We start from the raw sequence: 23,652 nt of genomic DNA, 5'->3' as shown, positions 1-23,652 counted from the left end.
AATTGCGCGACCGGCTGAATACGCCATTTCAATGACGCATTCGGCCCTGCGTGTTGCTTGACTCCGGTCACCAGTCCACGGAAGGGATCGGCCCATGCACGCCACCACAACCACCAGCGCGCACAGCCCGTTCCTGCAGGCAGGGAACGGGCACGCGTCGCTGCACGACGCCGTCTACGACCGACTGCTGCGGGAGCGCATCGTGTTCCTCGGCAGCCAGGTGGACGACGACATCGCCAACCAGATCTGCGCGCAGATGCTGCTGCTGTCGGCCGACGACCCGCACCGGGACGTCCACCTGTACATCAACTCACCGGGCGGCTCGGTCAGCGCCGGGATGGCCGTCTACGACACCATGCGCTTCATCGACTGCGACGTGGCGACCTACTCGTTCGGGATGGCCGCCTCGATGGGCCAGTTCCTGCTCACCGCGGGCACGCGGGGCAAGCGGTTCTCGCTGCCGCACACGCGGATCATGATGCACCAGGTCTCGGCGGGGGTCGGCGGGACGCAGTCGGACATCACCATCCAGGCCGACATGCTCCGGCGCCTCAAGCGGGACGTCAACGAGCTGCAGGCCGAGCACTCCGGGCAGGGCGTCGAGCAGATCGAGCGCGACTCCGACCGCGACCGCTGGTTCACCCCCGAGCAGGCCCGCGACTACGGCCTGGTCGACCACGTCGTCGCCTCGGCCGCAGGGCTGCCCGTGGCCGACAACCCGGTCGCCGCCCCGTGACCCGGCCGGACGACGCGGTCGCGCGGTATCTCCGTGCGCTGGACCGGCTCGGCGCCGTGGTCGAGGCCGTCCCGGCGGAGCGCTGGGACGCGCCCACGCCCTGCTCCGGCTGGTCGGCCCGCCACCTGGTGGGCCACCTCGTCGACGCGCAGGGCCAGGTGCTCGCGATGCTCGCCGGGGAGGACCCACGGGCACCGGTGACCGGCCTGGAGGCACTCGGCGCGCTCGCCGGTCGGGACCGCGCCGGCTCGTGGCGGCGCGCCCACCAGGCGGCCGTCTCGGCACTGGCGACGGCGACCGGACGCCCGGCCGACCTCGATCCCGACGCGGTGCAGGCCCTGCTGCCCGGGGTCCTCGCCCTCGGTGGGCAGCTGCAGGCCAGCGGCATGTACGGCCCGCCGGTCCCCGTGCCGGACGACGCACCGGCGCAGGACCGGCTGCTGGCGGCCCTCGGGCGCCGACCGCACGGGTCGCCGGGCTGAACCGACGACGGCGGTCACGCGCAGGACACGACGGCGTCCGTGCGGCGGCCACGCCGGGGCTGCTCGCCACCGGCAGGTGCCGACCGCGGCGAGGCGGGCCCGGTCTCGCACCGATGCGGGGTGCAGCTCAGGTCCGGACGGCGGCCGGGCGGACCTGGGCGAGCACGAACTCGGCCACGACGTCGTGCACCGCGTCCCGGTCGTGCTCGTTGAGGACGTCGTGCAGGTCACCGTGGAAGGTGCGCAGCGTCGCCCGGGGCAGCCGGGCGACCAGGGCCCGCGAGTCCTCGACCGGGACCATCGGGTCGGACTCGCCGTGCAGGAACAGGGTCGGGACCGACGGCCGGCCCTCGGCCACTCCCGCGGCGATCTCGGGCCAGGTCCGCATCAGCGCCTCGATGGTCTGCGGCGGGACCGGGCCGCGGTGCACCAGCGGGTCGTTCCGCAGCGCGTCCAGGTACTCGGGGTGGGTGCTGAACGCCTCGGCCGGATCGGGGGCGTCGACCTCGTCGACGTCCTCGTCCGCCAGTTCTTGCACCCACGGCAGCGGCTGGGCCGGCGGCGCGGAGACCACCAGGGCCCGCCCCAGCTGCGGGGACCGCTGGGCCAGCAGCAGGGCGGCCACACCACCGGCAGAGTGCCCCATCAGCACCAGGGGGCGGTCCGGGTGCCGGGTCGGCGCGAGCCCGGCGAGGGTGCGGGCGTCGTCGACGTAGTCGTCCCAGGAGAGCATCAGGTCGCGCTCGCCGTCGCTGCGGCCGTGGCCGATGGCGTCCAGTGCGTGCACGGCGATGCCGTCGGCGGCCAGCCGACGGCCCAGGGGTTCGTAGAGGCCCAGGTGCTCGCCGAAGCCGCCGTGGCAGAACACGGCGACGGCGCGCACCTCGCCGTCGGGCAGCCATGCCTCGTGGTGGATGCGGCCACGGGAGCCATCGAAGAAGGGCATCGCAGCCCCTCCCTCCGGAGTGCGCGGACGGGGTCCCCGTTGCGGCGATCCTCCTCGCCGGCCGCACAGGTCGGAGGGGTCCTCGGACCCTCACCGGCGGCAGCGTCCGGCGTCGCTTCCCAGGCCTGTCGTCGCCACCGGACGGATCACGATCGACGCCGACCCCGATCGGCTCGGGTTCTCGCGACCTCTCGTGAGGCTTGACGGACCCACTTGGTTGAGTCGTATACTCGCTCATCTCCTAAGCGATATCGAGGAGCGGGATGAGCCAGCCTGTCGACTCCGGACGTGAGCAGCTGGCGCGGGCCGCGCGTCGACACAGCACGGCGACCGTCCTGTACCACCACGCCGTCGCAGAGCGGCTCGGCCTCGGGCCCTCCGACCACAAGTGCCTCGACCTGCTGTTGCAGCACGGCGAGCTCACCGGCAGCCGGCTCGCCAGGATGACCGGTCTCACCACCGGTGCGGTGACCGGTGTCGTCGCCCGGTTGGAGGCGGCCGGCTTCCTGCACCGCCGTCCGGACCCGGCCGACGGACGACGGCAACTGCTCCGGCCCGTGCCGGAGCGCGTCGAGGAGGTCGCCGCCGTGTTCGCCGAGGACGGGCCGGACCTCGACCGCCTCACCGCCGGGATGACCCGCGAGCAGGTCGACGCGGTGCTCACGTTCCTGTCCCGCGCGACGGACGAGCTGGCGGCGTGCGCGAGCCGGCTCCGGGCCCGGGCGCTCCTCGTCGGCGCAGCCCGCGCCTCCAGTCGCGCACCCACCCACCCGGAACGAGCCGAGGAGGACGCCTGATGACGGTCGTCGAGAGGAACGCGGACGCGGCGCTGCACGAGCTGTTCGAGCGCATGTGCGCCGCCTGGACGGCCGGAGACGCGGCCGCCTACGGGGACTGCTTCACCGAGGACAGCGACTACGTCTCCTACGACGGCACGCAGGCGCGCGGGCGCCGGGCGATGGTCGACAACCACCAGCGGCTGTTCACGGGCGTGCTGAGCGGCTCGGCACTCGTCGGCCGCGTCGAGTCGGTCCGTCACCTGCGACCCGGCGTCGCGGTTCTGCACGCGACCGGCTCCGTGCTGATGCCCTGGCGCTCGAGCCTGCCGAGACGGCGGCTCTCGCGTCAGACGCTGATCGCCGTGGAGGAGGGCGGCGCGTGGCGGATCGCTGCGTTGCACAACGGTCGGGTCCGGCCGGTCACCATCCCGGGCCCGGCGTCCGTGCCGTCCCGGATGTCCCGGGCGCTGACCGCGGTGGCCCGCGCACTGGGCGTCGGCCACACGCTCGGCGGGGGGTGAGCGCGAGCGCTGCGGCCACGAGCCCCGCTAGGGGCTCAGACCCGGGTGTCCCGCTTGTTCCAGCCGACGACGGCGGTGAGCACGAACAGGACCAGGCCCACCACGGCGAGCCAGAACAGCCCCTCGAGGACCGCGCCGACGACCGTGACGACCAGCCAGACGACCAGCAGGAAGCCGATGATTCGCAGCACGGTGCACCTCCGGAGCAGTGGGCCGCCGACCTCGCCAGCGTAGGCGGCAGGCGGCCGGATTCGGGCCCCCGCGAGCCGGGCAGGATGCCGACCATGGCCTACTCCGCAACTGATGACCGCTACGACTCGATGACCTACCGGCGCACCGGCCGCAGCGGCCTGGACCTGCCGGCGGTCAGCCTGGGCCTGTGGCACAACTTCGGTGACGACGTCCCGTTCGACCGGCAGCGCGACATCCTGCGCCGCGCCTTCGACCTCGGCGTCACCCACTTCGACCTGGCCAACAACTACGGACCGCCCTACGGCAGCGCCGAGGTCAACTTCGGCCGGCACCTCGCCGACGACTTCCGTCCCTACCGCGACGAGCTGGTCATCTCGACCAAGGCCGGTTACGACATGTGGGCCGGCCCGTACGGCCAGGGCGGCGGCGGGCGCAAGTACGTGCTGTCCAGCCTCGACCAGTCGCTGGCCCGGATGGGCCTGGAGTACGTCGACGTCTTCTACTCCCACCGGCCCGACCCGACCACGCCGCTCGCGGAGACGATGGGCGCGCTGCACAGCGCCGTCCAGGCGGGCAAGGCGCTCTACGTCGGCATCTCCTCGTACTCGCCCGAGGACACCGCGAAGGCCGCGGAGATCCTCGCCGACCTGGGGACGCCGCTGCTGATCCACCAGCCCTCGTACTCGATGCTCAACCGCTGGATCGAGACCGAGGGACTGCTCGACACCCTCGAGGACGTCGGCGCCGGCTGCATCGCGTTCTCCCCGCTGGCCCAGGGGATGCTCACCAGCAAGTACCTGGACGGCGTCCCGGAGGGCTCGCGCGCCAGCCAGGGCAAGTCGCTGTCGGCCGACCTGCTCACCGAGGAGGCGCTCGGGCACGTCCGCGCGCTCGACGGCATCGCCGAGCAGCGCGGGCAGAGCCTGGCCCAGATGGCGCTGGCCTGGGCGCTGCGCGACCCGCGGGTGACCAGCGTGCTCATCGGCGCCAGCAGCGTCGGCCAGCTGGAGCAGAACGTCGGCGCGCTCGAGCGGCTGGACTTCTCCGACGACGAGCTCGCCGCGATCGAGCAGCACGCCGTCGACTCCGGCATCGACCTCTGGGAGGCCCCCCGGACGGCCTGAACGGCCCCCTGCAGGTCGAAGGACCCCGTCCTCCCCGCCCTTCGCGAGCTCAGGGCGGTGCCCTGGACGGGGCCGGAGGCAGGGGGTTCCTTCTCAGGCGTCGCGCTCGACCAGGGCCGCCAGCCGGTCCAGCGCCGTCCGCCAGCCGAGCTCGTTGTCCGCGGGGGCCACGGCGTCGGGCACCCCGTCGTGGACGGCGGTCAGCTCGGTACCGCCGTCGCCGGCGTCGGCCAGCGTGATGGTGCTGGTCATCTCGCCCTGCAGCGCAGGGTCGGCGGCCTCGAAGACGTCGACCTCCACGACCAGCTCGTCGGGCACCAGGCGGACGAAGCGGCCGCGGTAGGTGTCGGTGTGCGCCGTCGTCTTCCCCTGCGGCCCCGGCGCGTCGTAGGTGAGCGAGACGCGCAGCGTGCCGCCCTCGCGGGCGTCGAACTCGTGCACCTCGCACGTCATGCCCTCGGGCACCTTCCAGTGGGCGACGGCGACGGGATCGAGCAGGGCGCGGTAGACGGTGGCGCGCGCGGCCCGCAGGGAACGGCTCACCCTGGTCGTGGTCACGGCCGTCATGGTGCCGCGCCGCCTGAGCCGTCGAGTGCTACGAACTCGTGGTGATCGCGCCGCGATCACCACGAGTTCGCAGCACCCGGCAGCGAGGAGGCGCCCGTGGACCTCGACGAGGTGGCCGACGAGCTGTACGCGGTGCTGCCCGACGAGTTCGTCGCGGTGCGCACGCAGCGCCAGGACGACGCCCGGGGCGCAGGGAACCGGACCCTGGCCCGGGAGATCGGCGCGCTGCCCAAGCCGACCGCCGCGGCGTGGGTGTGCAACCTGCTGGTGCGGAAGCAGCGCGCGGAGATCGAGGGCCTCGTCGAGCTCGGCGACCTGCTGCGGCAGGCGCAGGAGGAGCTGGCCGGCGACCAGCTGCGCGCCCTGGACCGCCAGCGCTCCCAGCTGCTGACCGCGCTCACCCGCCGGGCGACCGCGCTGGCCCGCGAGCACGGCATGCGGGTGGGCAGCACGGTGGAGACCCAGGTCGCGGAGACGCTGCGCGCCGCGATGGCCGATCCGGAGGCCGGCGCGGGGCTGCTGTCCGGCCGGCTCACCGGGGCGATGTCCTACAGCGGCCTGGGGACGACCGGCACCCGGCCGGCGCTGCGGCTGGTGTCGCCGCGACCGGAGCGGCGCGAGGCCCCCACGACGCGCGACGGCACCGCGGCTCCCCGCCGGCGCCGCGCCGAGGACGCCCGGCGGGCCGCGGAGGAGGCGCGACGGCGCGAGGAGGAGGCACGGCGGGCGGCCGAGGAGCGCCGCCGGCGCGAGCTCGAGGAGGCGCGCCGCGCGGCGCAGGAGGCGACCGCGCTGGCCGCCGAGGCCGTCGCCGCGGCCGAGGAGGAGCGGCACCGGGTCGACGACCTCGACGCCCGCCGGGCCGACCTGCAGGCGCGGGGAGCGGAGCTGGCCGACGAGCTCTCCCGCACCGAGGAGGAGGCCGCGCGGACCGCCGAAGAGCTCGAACGGGCCGAGCGGCACCGGCGCACCGCGGAGCGGCACGCCACCGAGGCCGCCGCCGCCCGCGACCACGCGCTGGCCGCGCTCCGCGCGCTCGAGGAGGGCTGACCTCCGGGTCCCGCCGGTGGTCGTCGACGGGTGGCTGCTCGACACGCCGGGGGCGGTGGACACCCGCCGATGGTCACGCCGGTCCGGGAGGAGAGGAACGACGTCGCGCCGGGTGCAGCAGCCCGACGGTCGCCGCGAGTGGTGCACACGCGACGAAGACCGTGGGAAGACCGGCCGCCCCGGCGACGACGCCGGCCAGGGGCGGGCCGACGACCAGCCCGAGGGCCATGGCCAGCATGGCGGTGACGATCCCGGTGGCGGGGGCGCGCGGGACGAGGGCGTTGCTCCAGATCAGGAGCAGCCCGATGATCGCGATGAAGCCCGCGCCGTAGAGGACCGCCGAGACGAGGACGAGGCCGGGCGCCGCGGCCAGGAGCAGGCAGGACGCGGCGAGCGTCGACGCCGTTGCCGCCAGCAGGCGGGGGAGCGAGGTCCTGGCCAGCAGCGCTCCGACCAGTCCGCCCGCGACGCCGCTGATCCCGACCAGGGTCTGGAAGACCCCGCCGCTGACCTCGCCCAGCGGCGCCTGCGCGGTGGCGACCTCGACACCGAAGGTCGAGTAGCTGCCCGCGACGAGACCGACGAGGAACGCGGCCAGCAGCAGCCGCCTCCCCTGCTCCCGTGCCACCGCCACCAGGCTCCCGGCACCGCGGGCGCCGGCGGTGGAGTGGACCCCGGAGGGCAGGGTGCGCACCGCCCAGATCGTGGCCAGGAGGGCCACGGCGGCGAAGGCCGCCCACGCTCCCCGCCAGGATCCGGTGGCGAGCAGGCTCACCGGCCCGGCCAGGGCGACCCCGTAGGCGGTGCCGGAGTTGATGACCCCGTGGGCGCGTGCCCGGCGGTCCGCGGCCAGGTGCGCCTCGACCGCGGCCACGTAGGGAGGCCACACCAGAGCCGGGCTCGCGCCGGCGACGAGGACGCCGACCCCCAGGGTCAGCGGGCCGGTGGCCGCGGCGCACACCGCCATCCCGGCGACGGCGGACGCCCCACCCGCCAGCACGGTCCTGCGCGGCCCCCACCGGGACAGCAGCGCGGGGCAGGCCAGGGAGGCGACCAGGTAGCTGCCGTACCCCGCGCCGCCGATGGCGCCCAGTTGGCCCAGCGACAGGTCCAGGGAGGTCCGCATCTGCGGCAGCAGGAGTCCGTAGCCGTAGCGCGCGAGGCCGAAGGCGACCGCCACCACCGCCAGTCCCGACCCGATCAGCGCCCACGGTGGGATCCGCTCGGCATCCGGCGCGCGGACGGCCGGGACGCCGCTCACGCCGGTCCGCCGCCGTCCGGTGGCCAGCAGTCCAACGGGCAGCCCGGCTCCTGCCGGCAGGCGGCCACGTCACACAGGCGGCAGGTGCGCAGGACCTCCGTCCGGCTGCCCGGCAGGGCGGTCACGAGGTCCGGGAGCAGGCGCTCCAGCGCCGAGCGCTGGTCCGCCCCGAGGGCCTCCACCGTCTGGCGCACGGCTTCCTCGCGGGCGTGCAGCACCCGCCGGGCCGTCTCCGTGCCCGTCTCGGTCAGGCGCAGCAGGACGGTGCGCCGGTCGGTGGGGCTCGGCTCCCGGGTGACCAGGCCCTGGGCCGCGAGGCGGTCCACCAGGCGCACGCCGCCGGAGCCGCCCACGCCCACGACCGCGGCCAGGTCGGACACCGAGGTCTCCGGATGGCGGCTCAGGTGCACGAGGACGGCAGCCGCGGCGCCGCCCGCACCGCATGCCGCCTCGGTGGCTGCTGCCACCCGATCGGCGACCGCCAGCGCGAAGGCGCCGAGCAGGTTCGTCAGCCGCTCCATGCCACCATTCTATGACTGACTCAGTCATATGTGCATCCCAGCGTGGTCGGCGGCCGTCCGGTTCCGGACGGCCGCCTCGGCGGCCGGAGCCCTGAGCTCAGCCCATCGTCTTCTGGCCGTCCAGGGTCTCCCGCAGGATGTCGGCGTGACCGGCGTGCTGGGCGGTCTCGGCGACGATGTGCAGGAACACCCGGCGGGCCGAGCGGGTCGCGCCCGGCTCGAACCACGGCGCCTCCGGCAGCGGGTGCGACGCGTCGAGGTCGGGGAGGGTGCGCACCAGCTCGTCGGTGCGCCGCGCGGCCTCCTCGTAGGAGGCCAGCACGCCGTCCAGCGTCTCGTCGGGGCCCAGCCGGAACTGCTCGGCCCACGTGGCCATCTGCTCCGGGTCGGTGGCCGAGGCCATGGCGGCCGGGCCGTCCACGATGAAGTCCACCCAGCCGGCCTCCTGGTGCGCGACGTGCTTGACCAGCCCGCCGAGAGTGAGCTCGCTGGCCGTCGGCCGCAGCCGGGCCTGCTCCTCGGTGAGGCCCTGGACGGTGTACCGGAGGAAGTGCCGGTGCGCGGCCAGCGCCTCCAGCAGGTCCGCCCGCTCGCCGGTGAGGGTCGTCGTGGTGTCCATGGGATCCGCCTTTCCGGGTCTCGTTCCTGTCGAGGACGACGCTAGGCCGGACAAGTGCCACATCCTGACCTCAATACCAGTCAGGATTCCTGCATGACCGACCCCGGTGCCCGCACCCTCCGGCTGCTCTCGCTGCTGCAGCAGCGCCGCTACTGGGCCGGTGCCGACCTCGCCGACCGGCTCGGCGTCTCGGTCCGCACGCTGCGCCGGGACGTCGACCGGCTGCGCGAGCTCGGCTACCCGGTGCGGGCCCAGCGCGGCGTCGACGGCGGTTACCAGCTGGCCCCCGGCGCCGCCCTCCCGCCGCTGGTCCTCGACGACGAGGAGGCGGTCGCCCTGGCCGTCGGGCTGCAGACCGCCGCGCAGAGCGCCGTCGCCGGGACGGCGGAGTCGTCGGTGCGGGCGCTGGCCAAGGTCGTGCAGGTGATGCCGGCGCGGCTGCGGCGCCGGGTCGAGGCGCTGCGCGCGGTGACCGACCCGGCGCCGTGGGCCGCTCCGCGGCACCTCGTCGACCCGGAGGCGCTGGCCGTCGTGGCCCAGGCGGCCCGCGACTGCGAACGGCTGCACTTCGCCTACACCGCCGCCGACGCCACCCCGTCGGACCGGAGGGTCGAGCCGCACCGGCTGGTCACCCTCGGCCGGCGCTGGTACCTGGTCGGCTACGACCTCGACCGCGGCGACTGGCGCAGCTTCCGCCTCGACCGGCTGGCCGAGCCGCGGCCGACCGGGGCCCGGTTCGCACCGCGGCGGCTGCCGGCCGAGGACGCCGTCGCGTTCGTCCGGGCCGGCACGGCGGCGCTGAGTGCGCCCACCGCCGTCGAGTTCCTCGTCGACGCCCCCGCCGACCGGGTGCGGGCACGGATCGGGCGGTGGGCGCGGGTCCAGGACGACGGCCCCGGTCGCAGCCGGGTGCACATGGAGGCCGACGGCCTGGACTGGCCGGCGTTCGCCATCGGCACCCTGGGCGCCGAGGTCGCCGTCGTCTCGCCGCCGGAGTTGCTGTATCTGCTGCACGAGTGGGGGCATCGGTTCAGCAGGGCCGGTTCCGTCGTACCCCCGGACGAGCATGGGGACCGTCCCACCGAGGGGAGGTCACCATGACCCGCACCGTCACCAGCATCGAGGCCCTCGACCTGGAGATCGCCGTCGCCTACATCGCGCTCGGCGTCGCCCGCAGCGCCGCGGCCCACAGCCCATCGGCCGAGAACGCGCGACGGGTCGCCGAGGCCGAGGCCGACGTCGACACCCTGCTCGACCGGCGGCTCGCCGCCGCCTGACTGTGAGGGCGGTGGTCAGCCGCAGGTCGGCCCGTCGTCCTCCGGGCGGACCAGCGGCTCCGGCGGCGGCGTGGTGGTGGCGACCGCAGGCAGGTCCGCGCCGATCGTCCGCCCGAACTCCTGGGTCGCCCACACCGACCCGTTCTCCGCGCAGTGCACGCCGACGCCCAACCGGTTCCAACCGGGGTTCACCACGTTGACCCGGTGGCCGTCGGAGCGCATCCAGCCCGCGTGGATGGTGCCCGCCGGTACCGGACCGGTCGACTGGAAGACGTTCTCGCCGATCCCCTGCAGGTCGGAGAGGTCCTCGCGCGCGAGCAGCCCCCCGATGTCCTGGTGTCGCAGCTGCCCGGTGCGCGCCATCTCGGCGCTCCAGCTGCGGGCCACCGCCGCGAGCTCCTCGTCCCACTCCACCGGTGCGAGCCCGCGCTCGGTGCGCTCGTCGTTGACCCGGTCGAGGATGTCGCGCGCCATCTCCCGCTCCGCGGCGGAGGCCTCCGCGGGGGGCGGGGTGGAGGTCGGCGCGGCCGCCTCGGGGGCCGGTCCGGACACCGGGACCTCCACCGCCACGCACCCGCCGAGCAGCACGGTGAGGAGCGCCGCGACGGCGGCGAGTGCGCAGCGGCGGCCGGCGGTCATGCTCGTCCACTACCCCGTCCGGGTCCCGGCCGGCCGTGGATCGCACTGCGATCGGGTGTCGGTCCCGGGAGGCCCCTCCGCAGAGTCCCGCCGGCCCCGTCCGGAGGCTCACCCCGAGCTCGCGAGGGGTGAGCGGGACGGGGTCCTCCTCCGAACGGTGGGGGGCAGGAGGGTCCTGGAACTAGCGTCGGGCCATGACCGCACCCGCACGCCGCGTCGCCATCGTCACCGGCTCCGAGTCGGGCATCGGCCGGGCCACCGCCGTCGCGCTCGCCGAACAGGGCTGTGACGTCGGCATCACCTGGTACCGCGAGCGCGAGGCCGCGGAGGCCACCGCGGAGGAGGTGCGCGGGCTGGGGCGGCGCGCCGAGGTCCGGCCCGTCGACCTGACGCGGCTGCCCGAGGCCGCCGACGTGGTCGACGAGCTGGCCGACGCCCTCGGCGGTGTCGACGTCCTGGTCAACGACGCCGGCACCGGGCACATGTCCACGCTGCTCGACACCGACTTCGCCACCTGGCGGGAGGTGCTGGCCACCGACCTCGACGCGGCGTTCCTGTGCCTGCAGCGGGCCGCCCGGCGGATGGTCGCCGCCGGCCGCGGCGGGCGGATCGTCAACATCACCAGCGTCCACGAGCACCAGCCGCGGGTCGGCGCCGCCGCCTACTGCGCGGCCAAGGGCGGCCTGGGCCTGCTCACCCGGGTCGCCGCGATCGAGCTGGCCGAGCACGGCATCACGGTCAACGCCGTCGCGCCCGGCGAGATCGCCACCCCGATGACCGGCCAGCAGGACGAGGACCCGACCGCTCCCGGGCACGAGCGGCCCGGCGTCCCGCTGCGCCGTCCCGGCGGCGCGCGGGAGGTGGCCGCCGTCGTCGCCTTCCTCGCCTCACCGGAGGCCTCCTACGTGACCGGGACCTCCTACGCCGTCGACGGCGGCATGCTGCAGATGGGCCCGATGGCCGGTTCCCACCTGACCTCCGACGACTGGCGCCGTCCCTGACCGGAGCCGGTCAGCCGGCGAGCAGGTCCAGCAGCCGCGCCCGGTCCGGGCCGTGCGTCCTCGACGGCGGCTCGCCGGCGTGGGCCGCCAGCCGCTCGGCCATCCCGGGACGCGTGAGCACCTCGTCGGGCAGCGCCAGGCAGGTGACCGTCTCCAGCAGCGCGCGGTAGGCGTCGGCGTCGTGCAGCGCGGCGGCCAGCAGCCCGGCCCGCACCGGGTCCGGCGGCGGGGGCTCGTGACCCGCGCGGAGGGCGTCCATCTCGGCGATCCGCGCCCGGTCGGCAGCCAGCTGGCCGCGGTAGAACGGGGTGACCTCCCGCTCGGTGGCCTCGTCGAAGGCCCGGGCCAGCTCGCCCGGGTCGTCGAGCGACGAGCGCACGGCGGCCCGCAGCAGCTGCGCGTGCAGCGCCCCGACCGAGATGCCGCGGCCGGCCGAGGGGTTGGTGCAGGCCCAGGCGTCGCCCACCGCGACGAAGCCGGTCACCACGGGGACGTCGTCCACCACCAGGCGCCGGTAGCGGTCGAGCCCCCCGGCCATCGCGAGCACGCCGGTGATCGGCCGGCCGTCCAACCAGTGCGCCTGCCGCGGGCACGCGCCGACCACCCGGTCGAAGGTCGCCGCCTCGCGCAGCGCCTTGAGCGGGGCGTCGCGGGTCGGCCCGAAGACGGTCACCGACCAGGTGTCGTTGTCCCCGCCCAGCGTGATCAGCGAGATGCTGCCCACCGGGGCCAGCTGCGGGCCGGTCCGCCGCGGCTGTTCGGGGCCGGTGAAGTAGCGGGTGTAGTACACGAAGCCGCTGCTCTGGCTCTCCGCCCCGGCCGGGCGGGCGGCCAGCTCGGCGAGCCAGCCCGCGCTCGGCGACCGGCGTCCCGTCGCATCGACGACGAGGTCGGCGGCGACCTCCTCGCCGGTGCCGGTGCGCACCCCGGCGACGTGCGGCACGCCGGGCAGCGCCGAGGGGCCGGCCACGAGACCCGCGACCCGCACCCCGCGGCGGACCGAGAGCCCCGGGTGCTCCGCCGCGGCCGCCGCCACGACCGCCTCGCTGACCGGACGCCGCCCGGTGACGAAGCGGAAGCGGTCGTCGCCCGGCCGGGGCGCGCGGTCCTCGATCGACGGCGGCAGGGACTCGAGGTAGTCGACCCGGACGCACCCGCCGTCGGCGAGCCGCTCGGTCAGCCCGGGCAGCTCCCGGTCGACCACCTGCCGGAAGCGGGGCAGGAGGTTGTGCGGCTGGCGGAACTGGGCCACGCCGGCGCGCCGCCAGCCGTCCCACGCCTCGCGGGGCGTTCCGGGAGGGTCGGCCGCGTCGGGCTCCAGGACGGTGACCTCGTGCCCGTCCTCGGCCAGCATCAGGCCCGCGCACAGGCCGACCACGCCGCCGCCGCACACCACGATCGCCGCCATGCCACCTCCCGGGTCCGCTGGGGACGCTGCCACCGCGCCGGGGGAGCGGACAGTGCCGGAAGCCCCCCGGTTCCGTCGCCGTTCCGCCGTTCGGTGAGCCCTCGACTCCGGGACGACGGCAGGTGGGACGTGGCCGGGCCGGCGTCGTCAGCCGCCGCGCTTGCGGCGCTTGGCGCGGTAGAGGTCGGTGTCGGCGCGCACGAGCAGCTCGGCGAGGGTGTCGCCGGGCCGGGCGGTCGCCGTCCCCGCCGACCAGGGCGCCGGGTGGGCGGCCCGCAGCCGGGACAGCAGGTCCTCGGCGCGGGCGGCGTCGGTGGCGGGCAGGCTGAGCACGAACTCGTCGCCGCCGTAGCGGCCCAGCAGGTCCGACAGCCGCAGCTGCGCACTCCACGCGTCGGCGAGCGCCTGCAGCAGGGCGTCGCCGGCGCCGTGGCCGCCCTGGTCGTTGACCGCCTTGAAGCCGTCGAGGTCGATGAGCACCACCGTGAACGGCTCGCGGCTGCGCAGCGCGTGGGCCAGGCCGCTGTCGGCGATCGCCTGCCAGGTGCGCCGGTTGGCCAGCCCGGTGAGCGGGTCGGTGCCCGCGGCCCGGTACAGGTCGCCGGAGAGGCGGGACTGCACCTCGGTGAGGACGACGACGCTGACCGCCGTGGTGAGCCACTGCGGCAGGAAGCCGGACGGCGCTGCGGCCACGGCGCCGGCGGTGGTGAGCGCCAGCAGCAGGACGACGTGCAGCCGGGCGGCCCGCCGGGAGGTGAAGTGGGCGCTGAAGACCCCGACGGCCACCATCGCCGGCCCCAGGCCGACGATCCCGACCGCGGTCACCGAGCGCCAGGCCAGCAGGCCGAGGGCGGCGGAGACGAGGGCGACGGCCACGTGCAGCGCCCCCGGACCGAGCCGGTCGCGGCGCGACCACAGCACGGCCGACCCGGCGGCGCCCAGCCCGGCCAGGCCCCACAGCAGCGGCACGGAGGCGCGGTCGGACGCCGGCACCAGCGCGCCGACGGTGCACAGCGCCGCGCCCACCGCGTAGAGCAGCGAGAGCAGCGCGATGCCGTCAGGCCGGAGCGTGTACATGGTCCCCCGTTCGTCCGGGCCAGGATCAGCTGCCCGGACGACGCTCCGCAGCGCTGCGTGACCGACCCGACCCCATGGGGGGAGGCACTCCCGCCCGTGCGGGCGACACCGGATTCCGTGCCGTCACCCGATGGGTACGCAGGGTCACCCCCCGGTGAGCTCCGTGGGCACGGTGATGACGTCGACCATCGCGCCGCGCCGGTGCACGGTCACCGGCAGCGGCCGGCCGATCGCCTCGTCGAACAGCAGCCGCTGCAGGCTCTGCGCCTCGGCGACCGGCCGCCGCCCGGCCTCGAGCACCAGGTCGCCGGCCTTGAGCCCGGCCCGGTCGGCCGGCGACCCGGGGACGACGTCGACGATCCGCAGCCCCCGCCGCCGCCCGGTGCGCTCGGCCAGCGCCGCCGGCAGTGGTGCCGGCGTGCTCACCAGGCCGAGGTACGCGCGGCGCACGCGGCCGTCGCGGACCAGCGCGTCGACGATCCGCCGGGTCGTGTCGTTGACCGGCACCGCGAGGCCCAGCCCCCAGCCGGCGACCGCGGTGTTGACCCCGACCACCCGGCCGGCGGAGTCGGCCAGCGCCCCGCCGGAGTTGCCCGGGTTGAGCGCGGCGTCGGTCTGGATGACGTCCTCGACCACCCGCGCGGTGCGGCCGTCGCGGGTGGGCAGCGACCGGCCCAGGCCGCTGACCACCCCGGCGGTCACCGAGCCGGCCAGCCCCAGCGGGGTACCGACGGCGACCACCAGCTGGCCGACCCGGAGCGTCGACGCGTCGCCGAGCCGGGCCGGCGGAGGAGTGGCGCCCCGCGCCCGGAGGACGGCGAGGTCGGACAGCGGGTCGGCGCCCACGACGTCGACCGCGGTCTCGCTGCCGTCGGCGAACACCGCCGTCCCGGCCCGGGACCGCCCGACGACGTGGGCGTTGGTGAGCATCAGCCCCCCACCCGGGACGACAACCGCCGATCCGGCGCCGCCGCGGCCGTCGGGGGCCATCACCGACAGGGCCGCGACGTGCGGGGTGAGCTCGGCCGCGACGGCGGTGACGGCCTGCGAGTAGGCGTCCAGGGCGGAGGCCGTGTCCGGCTCCGGGGACGTGTCCATGGCGACCTCCTGCTTACTCGCTTACACAGTGAACGCCTCCCGCGGGCGCTGCGGGCACGGTCATGCCGTGGGCGAACAGCAGCCCGATACTGGCCCGGTGACGATCCCGGCGACGGCCCGTCGAGCGGCGGCGGAGCAGGCGTGGACGCAGCTGCGCCCGGAGCTGGAGGCCGAGGCGGTCACCGCGCTCGGCCCGGCGGAGGGCGACGCCTTCCTCGCCCGCGTCGACCTCGCGCTGTACGACGTCCACGAGCCGCTCGCCGTCCTCTACGCGGACGCCGCCGACGAGCTCTTCGCCCGCGCGCTGCGCAGCGCACTGGCCGCCGCCGTCGAGCGCCCGGAGGCGCTGCGGCGCATCGACCGGCGCCGGGAGGTCGACCCGGGGTGGTTCCAGCGGTCCCGGGTGCAGGGCTACGTCTGCTACGTCGACCGGTTCTGCGGCACCCTCGACCGGCTCCCCGGCCGGCTGGACCACCTCGCCGGGCTCGGCACCACCTACCTGCACCTCATGCCGCTGCTGCGGCCGCGGCCGGGGGAGAACGACGGCGGCTACGCGGTGCTGGACTACCGCGCGGTCGACCCGCGGCTGGGCACGATGGGCGACCTCGAGGACGTCGCCACCGCGCTGCACGACCGCGGCATGGCGCTGTGCATCGACCTGGTGCTCAACCACACCGCCCGCGAGCACGCCTGGGCGCGGGGCTGGCTGGCCGGCGACCCGGCCTACGCCGGCTTCTACACCGCCTTCCCCGACCGCACGCTGCCCGACGCCTACGACGCGACGATCCCCGAGGTGTTCCCCGACCGGGCGCCGGGCTCGTTCAGCTGGGTGCCGGAGGCTTGCGGCGGCGCCGGCGGCTGGGTGTGGACGACGTTCTGGCCCTACCAGTGGGACCTCGACTACGCCAACCCCGAGGTCACCCTGGCGATGCTGGGCGAGATCACCTGGCTGGCCAACCGCGGCGTCGACGTCTTCCGCATGGACGCCGTCCCGTTCATGTGGAAACGGCTGGGCACCAGCTGCCAGAACCAGCCCGAGGGGCACAGCCTGCTGCAGCTGCTGCACGCGCTGACCCGGCTGGCCGCCCCCGGCGTCGTCTTCAAGGCGGAGGCGATCGTCTCGCCGGACGACCTCGTCGGTTACCTGGGCGGGCACGACCGCTACCGGCCCGAGTGCGAGCTGGCCTACCACAACCAGCTCATGGTGCTGCTGTGGAGCAGCCTGGCCACCGGCGACGTCCGGCTCGCCCGGCAGGCGCTGCGCCGGATGCGGCCGATCCCGCCGAGCGCCACCTGGTGCACCTACGTGCGCGGCCACGACGACATCGGCTGGGCGGTCGCCGACGAGGACGCCGCCGCGGTCGGCCTCGACGGGTTCGCCCACCGCCGCTTCCTCAACGACTTCTACGCCGGCCGCTTCCCCGGCTCCTTCGCCCGGGGCGCGCTGTTCCAGGAGAACGAGGCCACCGGCGACGCCCGCGTCTCCGGCTCGGCGGCGTCCCTGTGCGGCATCGAGGCCGCGCTGCAGGCCCGCGACGAGGCCGCGCTCGACGCCGGCGTCCGTCGGCTGGTGCTGCTGTACTCGGTCGCCTACGCCTACGGCGGCATCCCGCTGCTGTACATGGGCGACGAGCTGGCGCTGCGCAACGACGCCGGTTACCTGGCCGACCCCGCGCTGGCCCCGGACAACCGCTGGATGCACCGACCGCCGATGGACTGGGACGCCGCCGCCCGCGCCACCGACCCGGCGACGCTCGAGGGCCGGGTCTGGCGGGAGATCCGCCGGCTGGGCGAGGTGCGCCGCTCGCTGCTCGCGCTGCGCGGCGGCGTCGAGTCCACGGTGGTGGACGCCGGCAGCGACGCGGTGCTGGTGTGGCGGCGCAAGCACCCCCGCAGCGGCACCTTCGTCGGGCTGGCCAACGTCTCGGCGTCCCCGCAGGCCGTGGACGCCGACACCGTCACCGGCTTCGGCGGCTTCGAGCAGGTGCACGGCAGCGACGGCGTCCTCCCGGTGCGGAACGGGCGGGTCGTCGTCCCGGGCCTCGGCTTCGCCTGGTTCGCCGAGCCGTGAGCCGGGGAGGCGGACCGGGGACGGAGCCGGGGGCCACGGTCGGCGTCGAGGAGGAGTTCCACCTCGTCGACCCCGACACCCTCGTGCTCACCCCGGGCCCGACGGTCGTGGCGGCCGCCCTGGCCGGCGACGCGGGAGAGCACGTGCACCCGGAGATCGTCAGCACGCAGCTGGAGACCTCCACCGGCGTCTGCGCCACCCTCGCCGAGCTGCGCGCCCAGCTGACCGCCACCCGTGCGGAGGCCGCGGCCGCCGCCGCCCGCGACGGGCTGGCCCTGCTGGCCGCCTCCACCCACCCGTTCGGCACCTGGCGCGAGCAGCGGCTCACCGCCGCACCGCGGTACCGGGACATGGCGCAGCGGTGGGGCGCGCTGGCCCACCGGCAGGACATCTGCGGCTGCCACGTGCACGTCGGTGTCCCCGACGTCGGAACGGCGGTCGCGGTCATGGACCGCGCCCGTGCGTACCTGCCGGTGCTGCTGGCGATGACCGGCAGCTCGCCGTTCCACGACGGTGCGGACACCGGCTACGAGTCCTGGCGCACCATCTGGTGGTCGCACTGGCCCAACGCCGGGCCGCCCGAGCCGATGGGCAGCGACCAGCGGTTCCGCGAGGTCGTCGACGGGCTGGTCCGCTCCGGGGTGGTGCAGGACGGCCGGCACCTGTACTGGGACGTGCGGCCCTCGGCGCGCTGGCCGACGCTGGAGTTCCGGCTGGCCGACGTCTGCACCGACCTCGACGCCGCCGTCCTGCACGCCGCGCTCGCCCGCTCGCTGGTGCGGGTGCTGGCCGGCCGCGCCGAGCGCGGCGAACCGTTCGACGGGCCGCGTCCCGAGCTGCTGCGGGCGGCCCGCTGGCGGGCCGCCCGCGACGGCCTCGGCGGGGAGCTGTTCGACCCGGTGCGCGGCGAGCCGGTGCGCGCGACGGACGCCGTCGGCGCGCTGGTCGCCGAGCTCGCCGACGACCTGCGCGCGCACGACGAGGAGGACGACGTCGCCGCGCTGCTCGACCGGCTGTGGGAGCGGGGCACCTCGGCCGCGCGGCAGCGGGCCACCTGGTCGCGCACCGGCGACCGGCGCGCGGTGGCCGCCGAGGTGGTGCGGGACGGCGTCCCCGGCGCCGGGTGAGCAGGGAGCCCGCAGGGTAGGAGGCGCCCATGACAGAGCCGCGTCCCCTCGCCCTGGTCACCGGCGCCTCGAGCGGCATCGGCCTCGAGCTCGCCCGGCAGTTCGTCGAGCACGGCTTCGACCTCGTGGTGAACGCCGAGGACGCCGAGCTCACCGCCGCGGCCGAGCAGCTGCGCGCGGCCGGCACCACGGTGCAGGCGGTGCAGGCCGACCTGCGGTCGCGGACGGGGGTCGACGCCCTCTGGGCCGCGGTGCAGGCGACCGGGCGCCCGCTGGCCGCCGCCGCGCTCAACGCCGGGGTGGGCCGCGGCGGGCCGTTCGTCGAGAACGACCTGGCGGACGAACTCGACGTCATCGACCTGAACGTCGTCTCCACCGTCGTCCTGGCCAAGTACGTGCTCCGCGACATGGCCGCGCGCGGCGAGGGCCGGGTGCTGATCACCTCGTCGATCGCCTCGACGATGCCCGGGCCCCACCAGGCGGTCTACAACGCCTCCAAGTCCTTCGTGCAGTCGCTGGCCGAGGCGCTGGCCACCGAGCTGCGCGACACCGGGGTCACGGTCACCTCGCTCATGCCCGGCCCCACCGACACCGAGTTCTTCGAGCGCGGTGACCTGCTGGACACCAGGCTCGGCCAGGGTCCCAAGGACGACCCGGCGCAGGTGGCCAGGCAGGGGTTCGAGGCGCTGATGGCGGGCGAGACCAAGGTGCTCGGCGGCTCGCTGCTGAGCAAGGCGCAGGCGGTGGTCAACTCGGTGCTTCCGGACCGGCTCAAGTCCGCCGGCCACGCGAAGCTGGCCGAGCCCGGGGGCGCGGAGTAGGCCATGACCGGCGTCCGGGACCTGGCGCTGCCGCTGCGCGACCCCGCCGATCTCGACCCGGTGCTCGAGCGGGTCGGCGACGCGCGCGTCGTGGCGATCGGCGAGGCCAGCCACGGCACCTCCGAGTACTACGCCTGGCGGGCCGCGCTGACCCGCCGGCTGATCACCGAGCGCGGCTTCGGCTTCGTCGCGGTGGAGGGCGACTGGCCCGACTGCTACCGGGTCAACCGCTCGGTGAAGCTGCGGCCGGGTGCCGACGCCGACCCACGCGACGCCCTCGATGCCTTCTCCCGCTGGCCGACCTGGATGTGGGCCAACGACGACGTCGTCGACTTCTGCCGGTGGCTGCGCGACGTCAACGCCGGTCGTGCCGAGGGCGAGCGGGTCGGCTTCTACGGCCTGGACGTCTACAGCCTCTGGGACTCGATGCAGGAGCTCGTCGGCTGGCTGCGCGAGAACGAGCCCGGGCACGTGGAGACCGCGCTGCGGGCGCTGCGCTGCTTCGAGCCCTTCGGTGAGGACGGCGCCGAGTACGCCTTCGCCAGCCGCTTCACCCCGACCAGCTGCGAGCAGGCCGTCGTCGACCTGCTCCACCACCTGTGCGAGGAACGCGGCCGGGCCGAGGCCGGGACCGACCCGGAGGCCCGCTTCTCCGCCGAGCAGAACGCGGCCGCGGTCGTCGACGCCGAGCGCTACTACCGGGCGATGGTGCGGGGCTCGGCGGAGTCGTGGAACGTGCGGGACGTGCACATGGTCGACACCCTCGACCGGCTGCTGGTGCATGCCGACACAGGGCCCCACCCGCCCAAGGCCGTCGTCTGGGAGCACAACACGCACATCGGGGACGCCCGCGCCACCGACATGGCCGACGCCGGGATGACCAACGTCGGGCAGCTGCTGCGCGAGCGGCACAGCACCGACGACGTCGTCCTGATCGGCTTCGGCGGCCACCGCGGCGGCGTCATCGCCGGCAGCGAGTGGGGCGCGCAGATGCAGCGCATGCCGGTGCCCGAGGCCCGGCGCGGCAGCCTGGAGGCGCTGCTGCACGAGGAGGTGGGCCGCGACGCGCTGCTCGTCTGGGCGCGCGACGGCTCCCGGCCGGCCGAGCTGCAGCGGCGGCTGGACCACCGGGCGATCGGCGTGGTCTACCGGCCCGAGCGGGAGCGGTGGGGCAACTACGTGCCGACCGTGCTGGGCGAGCGCTACGACGCCTTCCTCTACCTGGAGGACACCTCGCCCCTGCAGCCGCTGCACCTGGAGCGGGCCGACGAGCACGTGCCACCGCTGGGGCACGTCGTCTGATGGCGCTCCGGCACGCCGCGGAGGGACGGCTCGACGCCCGGCCGGTGAGCGCGCCGGCCGCGGTGCCGTACCCGCCGGGGGTCCGCACGCTGGAGCTGGGACCGCACGCGCAGGCGCAGCTCGTCGTCCCCGAGGGGCCGCCCCGGCCGCGGCCGCTGCTGGTGTTCTTCCACGGCGCGGGCGGCACGGCGGCGCAGGGCGTGGCCCTGGTCGGCGACCCGGCCGCCGCGCGGGACGCCCTGGTGCTGGCCCCGTCCTCGATCGCCTCGACCTGGGACCTCGTCGCCGGCGGCCTCGGCCGGGACGTCGCGGTGCTCGACGCCGCCCTCCAGCAGGTCTTCGCCCGCCAAACCGTCACCGGGGTGGCGTTCGGGGGCTTCTCCGACGGCGCCTCGTACGCGCTCAGCCTCGGGCTGGCCAACGGGGACCTCGCCGGGGCGGTGCTCGCCTTCTCGCCGGGGTTCGCCGTCCCGCCGCGGCGGGTCGGCCGGCCGCGGATCTGGATCTCGCACGGCACCGACGACCGCGTGCTGCCCGTCGCGCGGTGCGGGCGGCGGCTGGCCCGCGAGCTGGGCGCCGGCGGGTACGAGGTCAGCTACGAGGAGTTCGACGGCGGCCACGTCGTCCGGCCCGGAGACGTGACCGCCGCCCTCACCACCTGGCTCGGGTGAACCGCCGGTCCGGCCCCGTGCCGGGCCCTGCCCTGAGCCCTGACGGCTCCCTTGCAAGGTCCCGCTGCCAGCCCGTGAGTGGCGGGGGGCAAGGGGGTCCTTCACGGGGGAGGACGGGGGCCTCTCTCACGCGGAGCGGCGCTCGGTCGCGTCCTCGGCTGCGGCGGCGCCGACGTCCTTGCGCCCGCCGGTCTTGGACGCCGCGAATCCGGGCCCGAGGTGCTCGAGGGCGAGGCGGCCGTAGACCTGCTGCTGGGTGGCCACCCGCTGCGAGCGGCCGCGGCCGAGGAAGCTGACCGCCCAGTGCAGCACCGTGGTGATCCGGCTCTTGAACCCGATGATGTAGAAGAGGTGCACCACCAGCCAGATCACCCAGGCGAGGAAGCCCGAGAACTTCAGCCCCTTGATGTCCGCGACCGCGGAGAACCGCGAGATCGTCGCCATGTTGCCCTTGTCCCGGTAGCGGAACGGCCCCTGGGGCTGCTTGCCGGCGATCCGCCGCTGGATGGCCTCCGCGGCGTACCGGCCGCCCTGGATGGCGACCTGCGCCACCCCGGGCAGCTTGTCCAGGGCCATCATGTCGCCGACCACGTGCACCTCGGGGTGCCCGGGCAGCGTGAGGTCGGCTTGCACGTTGATGCGCCCGGCCCGGTCGATCTCCGCCCCGGACTGCTCGGCCAGCATCCGGCCCAGTCCGGAGGCCTGCACGCCGGCGGCCCACACCTTGGTGGCTGCGGTGATCCGCCGGACCTGCCCGTCGGCGTCCTTGACGTCCAGCCCGTCCGCGTCGACGTCGGTCACCATGGCGCCGAGCTGGACCTCGACGCCGATCCGGTTCAGGTGCTGGCGAGCGGCCGTGCCGAGCTTCTCCCCGAAGGGGGGCAGCACCTGGGGCGCGGCGTCGAGCAGGATCACCCGCGCCTGGGTCGGGTCGATCCGGCGGAAGTCCCGGCGCAGGGTGCGGCGGGCCAGCTCGGCGATCTGCCCGGCCATCTCCACGCCCGTCGGGCCGGCGCCGACGACGACGAAGGTCAGGAGCCGGTCGACCTCGGCCGGGTCGTCGGCCAGCTCGGCCAGCTCGAAGGCACCGAAGATGCGCCCGCGCAGCTCCAGGGCGTCGTCGATGCTCTTCATGCCGGGCGCGAACTCGGCGAAGCGGTCGTTGCCGAAGTAGGACTGCCCGGCGCCGGCGGCCACGATCAGCTCGTCGTAGGGGTGCACCGTGGTGCGGCCCAGGATGGTCGAGGTGACCGTCCGGTCGACCAGGTCGATGTCGGTCACCTCGCCGAGCACCACGCGGGCGTTCTGCTGGTGCCGGAGCACCTCGCGGGTCGGCGGGGCGATCTCGCCCTCGCTGAGGATGCCGGTGGCCACCTGGTAGAGCAGCGGCTGGAAGAGGTGGTGGCTGGTCTTGCCGATCACCGTCACGTCGACCGGAGCCCGCCTGAGCGCCTGGGCGGCGAACAACCCGCCGAACCCGGAACCGACGACGACGACCCTGGGACGGCCGGACGGGGAGGCGCCGACGGGGTCGGTCACAGGTGATGTCGTCATGATGAATCAGTCTCCCACCTCGGTGTCCCCAGGGCCTGGACGCCCCGGAGCCTTCCAGGTCACAGTCCGCCGTCCTACCCGCTGGTGAGCGCCTCACGCGGACGCGGTAGACCGGTTCGGTGCCGAAACTCGCGTCCCGGCCGGTCCTCGTCCCCGGTCTCGGGCTCGATGAGCGCTCCTCGGCCCGGCTCCGGGAGCTGCTGCCGGCCGACGTCGTCCTGCTGCCGGGGATGGGGCTGTCCGGCCCGGTGCCGTCGCTCGAGGAGCTCGCCGCCCTGCTGCGGGACCGGCTCGGCGGGGGGCCGGTGCTCCTGGTCGGGCACTCCCAGAGCTGTCAGGTGGTCGCCGCCCTGGCCGGTGACCGGCGCGTCAGCGGGCTGGTGCTGCTCGGGCCGACCACCGACCCCCGCCTGCGGTCGGTCGGCGGACTGGTCCGGCGGTGGGTGGCGACGGCGCTCGGGGAACGGTGGCCGCACGCGCTGCTGGCGCTGCCGCAGTGGCTGTGCACCGGGCCGCGGGCGATGCGGCAGCTGTGGGCCGTGGCCTCACCCGACCGGATCGACGTCCGGCTGCGGACGGCCGGCGTCCCGGTGACGGTCGTCCGCGGCACCCGCGACCGGCTCTGCGCGCACGACTGGGCCGCCACCGTGGCCGCGGCCGCGCCCCGCGGCCGGCTCCTCGAGCTGCCGGGCGCGGCGCACCTGAGCCCGATGACCCACCCGGAGGAGGTCGCGGGCCTCGTGCGCGAGGCCGCGGCGGAGCGGCGCCCGGGTGCCTGAGCACGGGGAGCGCGGGCGGCCCGGACGCT

General features: G+C 75.6%; 26 protein-coding genes. 15 read left to right on the top strand and 11 right to left on the bottom strand.

What is annotated here, in order from left to right; all coding sequences use genetic code 11:
• Window positions 1-94 precede the first annotated feature (94 nt).
• Both BUB17_RS14815 and BUB17_RS14810 read left to right on the top strand, forming a co-directional pair.
• On the top strand, window positions 95-736 hold the full coding sequence (locus BUB17_RS14815; RefSeq protein ID WP_083606347.1) for an ATP-dependent Clp protease proteolytic subunit: 642 nt from the start codon (window positions 95-97) through the stop codon (window positions 734-736).
• Window positions 733-1,218: a maleylpyruvate isomerase N-terminal domain-containing protein gene (locus BUB17_RS14810; RefSeq protein WP_072919262.1), complete on the top strand. Its 486-nt coding sequence runs from the start codon at window positions 733-735 to the stop codon at window positions 1,216-1,218. Before BUB17_RS14815 ends, BUB17_RS14810 begins: the two co-directional genes overlap by 4 nt.
• 127 nt (window positions 1,219-1,345) lie before the next feature.
• On the opposite strand, the gene BUB17_RS14805 is transcribed toward BUB17_RS14810, so the two are convergent.
• On the bottom strand, window positions 1,346-2,164 hold the full coding sequence (locus BUB17_RS14805; protein ID WP_072919260.1) for an alpha/beta fold hydrolase: 819 nt from the start codon (window positions 2,162-2,164) through the stop codon (window positions 1,346-1,348).
• A 263-nt stretch (window positions 2,165-2,427) separates the two neighbouring features.
• Here BUB17_RS14805 and BUB17_RS14800 point away from each other — a divergent pair, with 263 nt between their 5' ends.
• Window positions 2,428-2,961, top strand: a complete 534-nt coding sequence (locus tag BUB17_RS14800; RefSeq protein ID WP_072919259.1) for a MarR family winged helix-turn-helix transcriptional regulator — start codon at window positions 2,428-2,430, stop codon at window positions 2,959-2,961.
• Window positions 2,961-3,464 (top strand): SgcJ/EcaC family oxidoreductase, encoded by a 504-nt coding sequence (locus tag BUB17_RS14795; RefSeq protein WP_072919257.1) that lies wholly within the window; start codon window positions 2,961-2,963, stop codon window positions 3,462-3,464. Before BUB17_RS14800 ends, BUB17_RS14795 begins: the two co-directional genes overlap by 1 nt.
• A 35-nt stretch (window positions 3,465-3,499) precedes the next feature.
• Here BUB17_RS14795 and BUB17_RS26885 read toward each other — a convergent pair whose 3' ends face one another.
• The gene (locus BUB17_RS26885; protein ID WP_175561372.1) at window positions 3,500-3,655 is read right to left on the bottom strand and encodes a hypothetical protein; all 156 of its coding nucleotides are present in this window, start codon (window positions 3,653-3,655) and stop codon (window positions 3,500-3,502) included.
• Window positions 3,656-3,748: 93 nt separating this feature from the next.
• On the opposite strand from BUB17_RS26885, the gene mgrA reads away from it, so the two are divergent.
• A complete protein-coding gene (mgrA, locus tag BUB17_RS14790) occupies window positions 3,749-4,780 on the top strand; it encodes an L-glyceraldehyde 3-phosphate reductase (RefSeq protein WP_072919256.1) in 1,032 nt (343 codons plus the stop codon).
• A 93-nt stretch (window positions 4,781-4,873) separates the two neighbouring features.
• Here mgrA and BUB17_RS14785 read toward each other — a convergent pair whose 3' ends face one another.
• On the bottom strand, window positions 4,874-5,347 hold the full coding sequence (locus BUB17_RS14785; RefSeq protein ID WP_072919254.1) for an SRPBCC family protein: 474 nt from the start codon (window positions 5,345-5,347) through the stop codon (window positions 4,874-4,876).
• A gap of 96 nt (window positions 5,348-5,443) precedes the next feature.
• Between BUB17_RS14785 and BUB17_RS14780 the strand changes: the two genes are divergently transcribed.
• On the top strand, window positions 5,444-6,397 hold the full coding sequence (locus tag BUB17_RS14780; RefSeq protein WP_072919252.1) for a hypothetical protein: 954 nt from the start codon (window positions 5,444-5,446) through the stop codon (window positions 6,395-6,397).
• 73 nt (window positions 6,398-6,470) lie between these two features.
• Here BUB17_RS14780 and BUB17_RS14775 read toward each other — a convergent pair whose 3' ends face one another.
• The 3 genes from BUB17_RS14775 to BUB17_RS14765 form a co-directional block, all read right to left on the bottom strand.
• Window positions 6,471-7,658, bottom strand: coding sequence for an MFS transporter (locus BUB17_RS14775; protein WP_072919250.1), 1,188 nt, complete (start codon window positions 7,656-7,658; stop codon window positions 6,471-6,473).
• Window positions 7,655-8,179, bottom strand: coding sequence for a MarR family winged helix-turn-helix transcriptional regulator (locus BUB17_RS14770; protein WP_072919248.1), 525 nt, complete (start codon window positions 8,177-8,179; stop codon window positions 7,655-7,657). Before BUB17_RS14770 ends, BUB17_RS14775 begins: the two co-directional genes overlap by 4 nt.
• A 97-nt stretch (window positions 8,180-8,276) precedes the next feature.
• Complete coding sequence (locus BUB17_RS14765; protein WP_072919235.1) at window positions 8,277-8,798, bottom strand: DinB family protein; 522 nt, start codon at window positions 8,796-8,798, stop codon at window positions 8,277-8,279.
• Between the two features lie 93 nt (window positions 8,799-8,891).
• Between BUB17_RS14765 and BUB17_RS14760 the strand changes: the two genes are divergently transcribed.
• Both BUB17_RS14760 and BUB17_RS14755 read left to right on the top strand, forming a co-directional pair.
• A complete protein-coding gene (locus BUB17_RS14760) occupies window positions 8,892-9,899 on the top strand; it encodes a helix-turn-helix transcriptional regulator (RefSeq protein WP_072919233.1) in 1,008 nt (335 codons plus the stop codon).
• Window positions 9,896-10,075: a hypothetical protein gene (locus BUB17_RS14755; RefSeq protein WP_072919231.1), complete on the top strand. Its 180-nt coding sequence runs from the start codon at window positions 9,896-9,898 to the stop codon at window positions 10,073-10,075. The genes BUB17_RS14760 and BUB17_RS14755 overlap by 4 nt, the downstream gene beginning before the upstream one ends.
• A gap of 15 nt (window positions 10,076-10,090) precedes the next feature.
• Here the strand turns inward: BUB17_RS14755 and BUB17_RS14750 are convergent, their stop codons facing one another.
• Window positions 10,091-10,714 carry a CAP domain-containing protein gene (locus BUB17_RS14750; protein ID WP_072919230.1) on the bottom strand — a complete coding sequence of 208 codons (624 nt, stop codon included), beginning with the start codon at window positions 10,712-10,714 and terminating at the stop codon, window positions 10,091-10,093.
• A 194-nt stretch (window positions 10,715-10,908) separates the two neighbouring features.
• Between BUB17_RS14750 and BUB17_RS14745 the strand changes: the two genes are divergently transcribed.
• Entirely contained in the window at window positions 10,909-11,715 is an 807-nt protein-coding gene (locus BUB17_RS14745) for an SDR family oxidoreductase (RefSeq protein WP_072919228.1), read from the top strand.
• A 10-nt stretch (window positions 11,716-11,725) separates the two neighbouring features.
• Here BUB17_RS14745 and BUB17_RS14740 read toward each other — a convergent pair whose 3' ends face one another.
• The 3 genes from BUB17_RS14740 to BUB17_RS14730 all read right to left on the bottom strand — a co-directional run bounded on the left by BUB17_RS14740 (window position 11,726) and on the right by BUB17_RS14730 (window position 15,298).
• Complete coding sequence (locus BUB17_RS14740; protein WP_072919227.1) at window positions 11,726-13,123, bottom strand: NAD(P)/FAD-dependent oxidoreductase; 1,398 nt, start codon at window positions 13,121-13,123, stop codon at window positions 11,726-11,728.
• 147 nt (window positions 13,124-13,270) lie between these two features.
• Window positions 13,271-14,200, bottom strand: coding sequence for a GGDEF domain-containing protein (locus BUB17_RS14735; protein WP_072919225.1), 930 nt, complete (start codon window positions 14,198-14,200; stop codon window positions 13,271-13,273).
• A 144-nt stretch (window positions 14,201-14,344) separates the two neighbouring features.
• Window positions 14,345-15,298: a S1C family serine protease gene (locus tag BUB17_RS14730; RefSeq protein ID WP_072919223.1), complete on the bottom strand. Its 954-nt coding sequence runs from the start codon at window positions 15,296-15,298 to the stop codon at window positions 14,345-14,347.
• Window positions 15,299-15,365: 67 nt separating this feature from the next.
• On the opposite strand from BUB17_RS14730, the gene BUB17_RS14725 reads away from it, so the two are divergent.
• From BUB17_RS14725 to BUB17_RS14705, 5 genes are read left to right on the top strand one after another with little or no spacing between them, the layout of a single operon-like run.
• Entirely contained in the window at window positions 15,366-17,369 is a 2,004-nt protein-coding gene (locus BUB17_RS14725) for an alpha-amylase family protein (protein ID WP_072919222.1), read from the top strand.
• Window positions 17,366-18,496 carry a carboxylate-amine ligase gene (locus BUB17_RS14720; protein WP_072919220.1) on the top strand — a complete coding sequence of 377 codons (1,131 nt, stop codon included), beginning with the start codon at window positions 17,366-17,368 and terminating at the stop codon, window positions 18,494-18,496. Before BUB17_RS14725 ends, BUB17_RS14720 begins: the two co-directional genes overlap by 4 nt.
• A 29-nt stretch (window positions 18,497-18,525) precedes the next feature.
• Entirely contained in the window at window positions 18,526-19,317 is a 792-nt protein-coding gene (locus BUB17_RS14715) for an SDR family NAD(P)-dependent oxidoreductase (protein ID WP_072919218.1), read from the top strand.
• A gap of 3 nt (window positions 19,318-19,320) precedes the next feature.
• Window positions 19,321-20,619 (top strand): erythromycin esterase family protein, encoded by a 1,299-nt coding sequence (locus BUB17_RS14710; protein ID WP_072919216.1) that lies wholly within the window; start codon window positions 19,321-19,323, stop codon window positions 20,617-20,619.
• Window positions 20,619-21,290 (top strand): alpha/beta hydrolase, encoded by a 672-nt coding sequence (locus BUB17_RS14705; RefSeq protein WP_072919215.1) that lies wholly within the window; start codon window positions 20,619-20,621, stop codon window positions 21,288-21,290. The genes BUB17_RS14710 and BUB17_RS14705 overlap by 1 nt, the downstream gene beginning before the upstream one ends.
• A gap of 126 nt (window positions 21,291-21,416) precedes the next feature.
• On the opposite strand, the gene BUB17_RS14700 is transcribed toward BUB17_RS14705, so the two are convergent.
• Entirely contained in the window at window positions 21,417-22,844 is a 1,428-nt protein-coding gene (locus tag BUB17_RS14700; protein WP_072919213.1) for an NAD(P)/FAD-dependent oxidoreductase, read from the bottom strand.
• Between the two features lie 119 nt (window positions 22,845-22,963).
• Here BUB17_RS14700 and BUB17_RS14695 point away from each other — a divergent pair, with 119 nt between their 5' ends.
• Window positions 22,964-23,623 (top strand): alpha/beta fold hydrolase, encoded by a 660-nt coding sequence (locus BUB17_RS14695; protein ID WP_072919211.1) that lies wholly within the window; start codon window positions 22,964-22,966, stop codon window positions 23,621-23,623.
• Window positions 23,624-23,652 lie beyond the last annotated feature (29 nt).

The organism is Geodermatophilus obscurus (genome assembly GCF_900143215.1).
GTDB classification, from domain to species: domain Bacteria; phylum Actinomycetota; class Actinomycetes; order Mycobacteriales; family Geodermatophilaceae; genus Geodermatophilus; species Geodermatophilus obscurus_A.
The sequence above is the reverse complement of the archived record's forward strand: the minus strand, read 5'-3'. Positions and strand labels throughout refer to the sequence as shown.

What these genes read in the sequence shown, in the direction of transcription:
- BUB17_RS14705 (WP_072919215.1), top strand. Translation starts at nt 20,619, where the DNA reads ATGGCGCTCCGGCACGCCGCGGAGGGACGGCTCGACGCCCGGCCGGTG.
- BUB17_RS14765 (WP_072919235.1), bottom strand. Translation starts at nt 8,798, where the DNA reads ATGGACACCACGACGACCCTCACCGGCGAGCGGGCGGACCTGCTGGAG.
- BUB17_RS14735 (WP_072919225.1), bottom strand. Translation starts at nt 14,200, where the DNA reads ATGTACACGCTCCGGCCTGACGGCATCGCGCTGCTCTCGCTGCTCTAC.
- BUB17_RS14815 (WP_083606347.1), top strand. Translation starts at nt 95, where the DNA reads ATGCACGCCACCACAACCACCAGCGCGCACAGCCCGTTCCTGCAGGCA.
- BUB17_RS14760 (WP_072919233.1), top strand. Translation starts at nt 8,892, where the DNA reads ATGACCGACCCCGGTGCCCGCACCCTCCGGCTGCTCTCGCTGCTGCAG.
- BUB17_RS14715 (WP_072919218.1), top strand. Translation starts at nt 18,526, where the DNA reads ATGACAGAGCCGCGTCCCCTCGCCCTGGTCACCGGCGCCTCGAGCGGC.
- BUB17_RS14745 (WP_072919228.1), top strand. Translation starts at nt 10,909, where the DNA reads ATGACCGCACCCGCACGCCGCGTCGCCATCGTCACCGGCTCCGAGTCG.
- BUB17_RS14755 (WP_072919231.1), top strand. Translation starts at nt 9,896, where the DNA reads ATGACCCGCACCGTCACCAGCATCGAGGCCCTCGACCTGGAGATCGCC.
- BUB17_RS14700 (WP_072919213.1), bottom strand. Translation starts at nt 22,844, where the DNA reads ATGACGACATCACCTGTGACCGACCCCGTCGGCGCCTCCCCGTCCGGC.
- BUB17_RS14805 (WP_072919260.1), bottom strand. Translation starts at nt 2,164, where the DNA reads ATGCCCTTCTTCGATGGCTCCCGTGGCCGCATCCACCACGAGGCATGG.
- BUB17_RS14770 (WP_072919248.1), bottom strand. Translation starts at nt 8,179, where the DNA reads ATGGAGCGGCTGACGAACCTGCTCGGCGCCTTCGCGCTGGCGGTCGCC.
- BUB17_RS14740 (WP_072919227.1), bottom strand. Translation starts at nt 13,123, where the DNA reads ATGGCGGCGATCGTGGTGTGCGGCGGCGGCGTGGTCGGCCTGTGCGCG.
- BUB17_RS14710 (WP_072919216.1), top strand. Translation starts at nt 19,321, where the DNA reads ATGACCGGCGTCCGGGACCTGGCGCTGCCGCTGCGCGACCCCGCCGAT.
- BUB17_RS14795 (WP_072919257.1), top strand. Translation starts at nt 2,961, where the DNA reads ATGACGGTCGTCGAGAGGAACGCGGACGCGGCGCTGCACGAGCTGTTC.
- BUB17_RS14750 (WP_072919230.1), bottom strand. Translation starts at nt 10,714, where the DNA reads ATGACCGCCGGCCGCCGCTGCGCACTCGCCGCCGTCGCGGCGCTCCTC.
- BUB17_RS14785 (WP_072919254.1), bottom strand. Translation starts at nt 5,347, where the DNA reads ATGACGGCCGTGACCACGACCAGGGTGAGCCGTTCCCTGCGGGCCGCG.
- BUB17_RS14730 (WP_072919223.1), bottom strand. Translation starts at nt 15,298, where the DNA reads ATGGACACGTCCCCGGAGCCGGACACGGCCTCCGCCCTGGACGCCTAC.
- mgrA (WP_072919256.1), top strand. Translation starts at nt 3,749, where the DNA reads ATGGCCTACTCCGCAACTGATGACCGCTACGACTCGATGACCTACCGG.
- BUB17_RS14800 (WP_072919259.1), top strand. Translation starts at nt 2,428, where the DNA reads ATGAGCCAGCCTGTCGACTCCGGACGTGAGCAGCTGGCGCGGGCCGCG.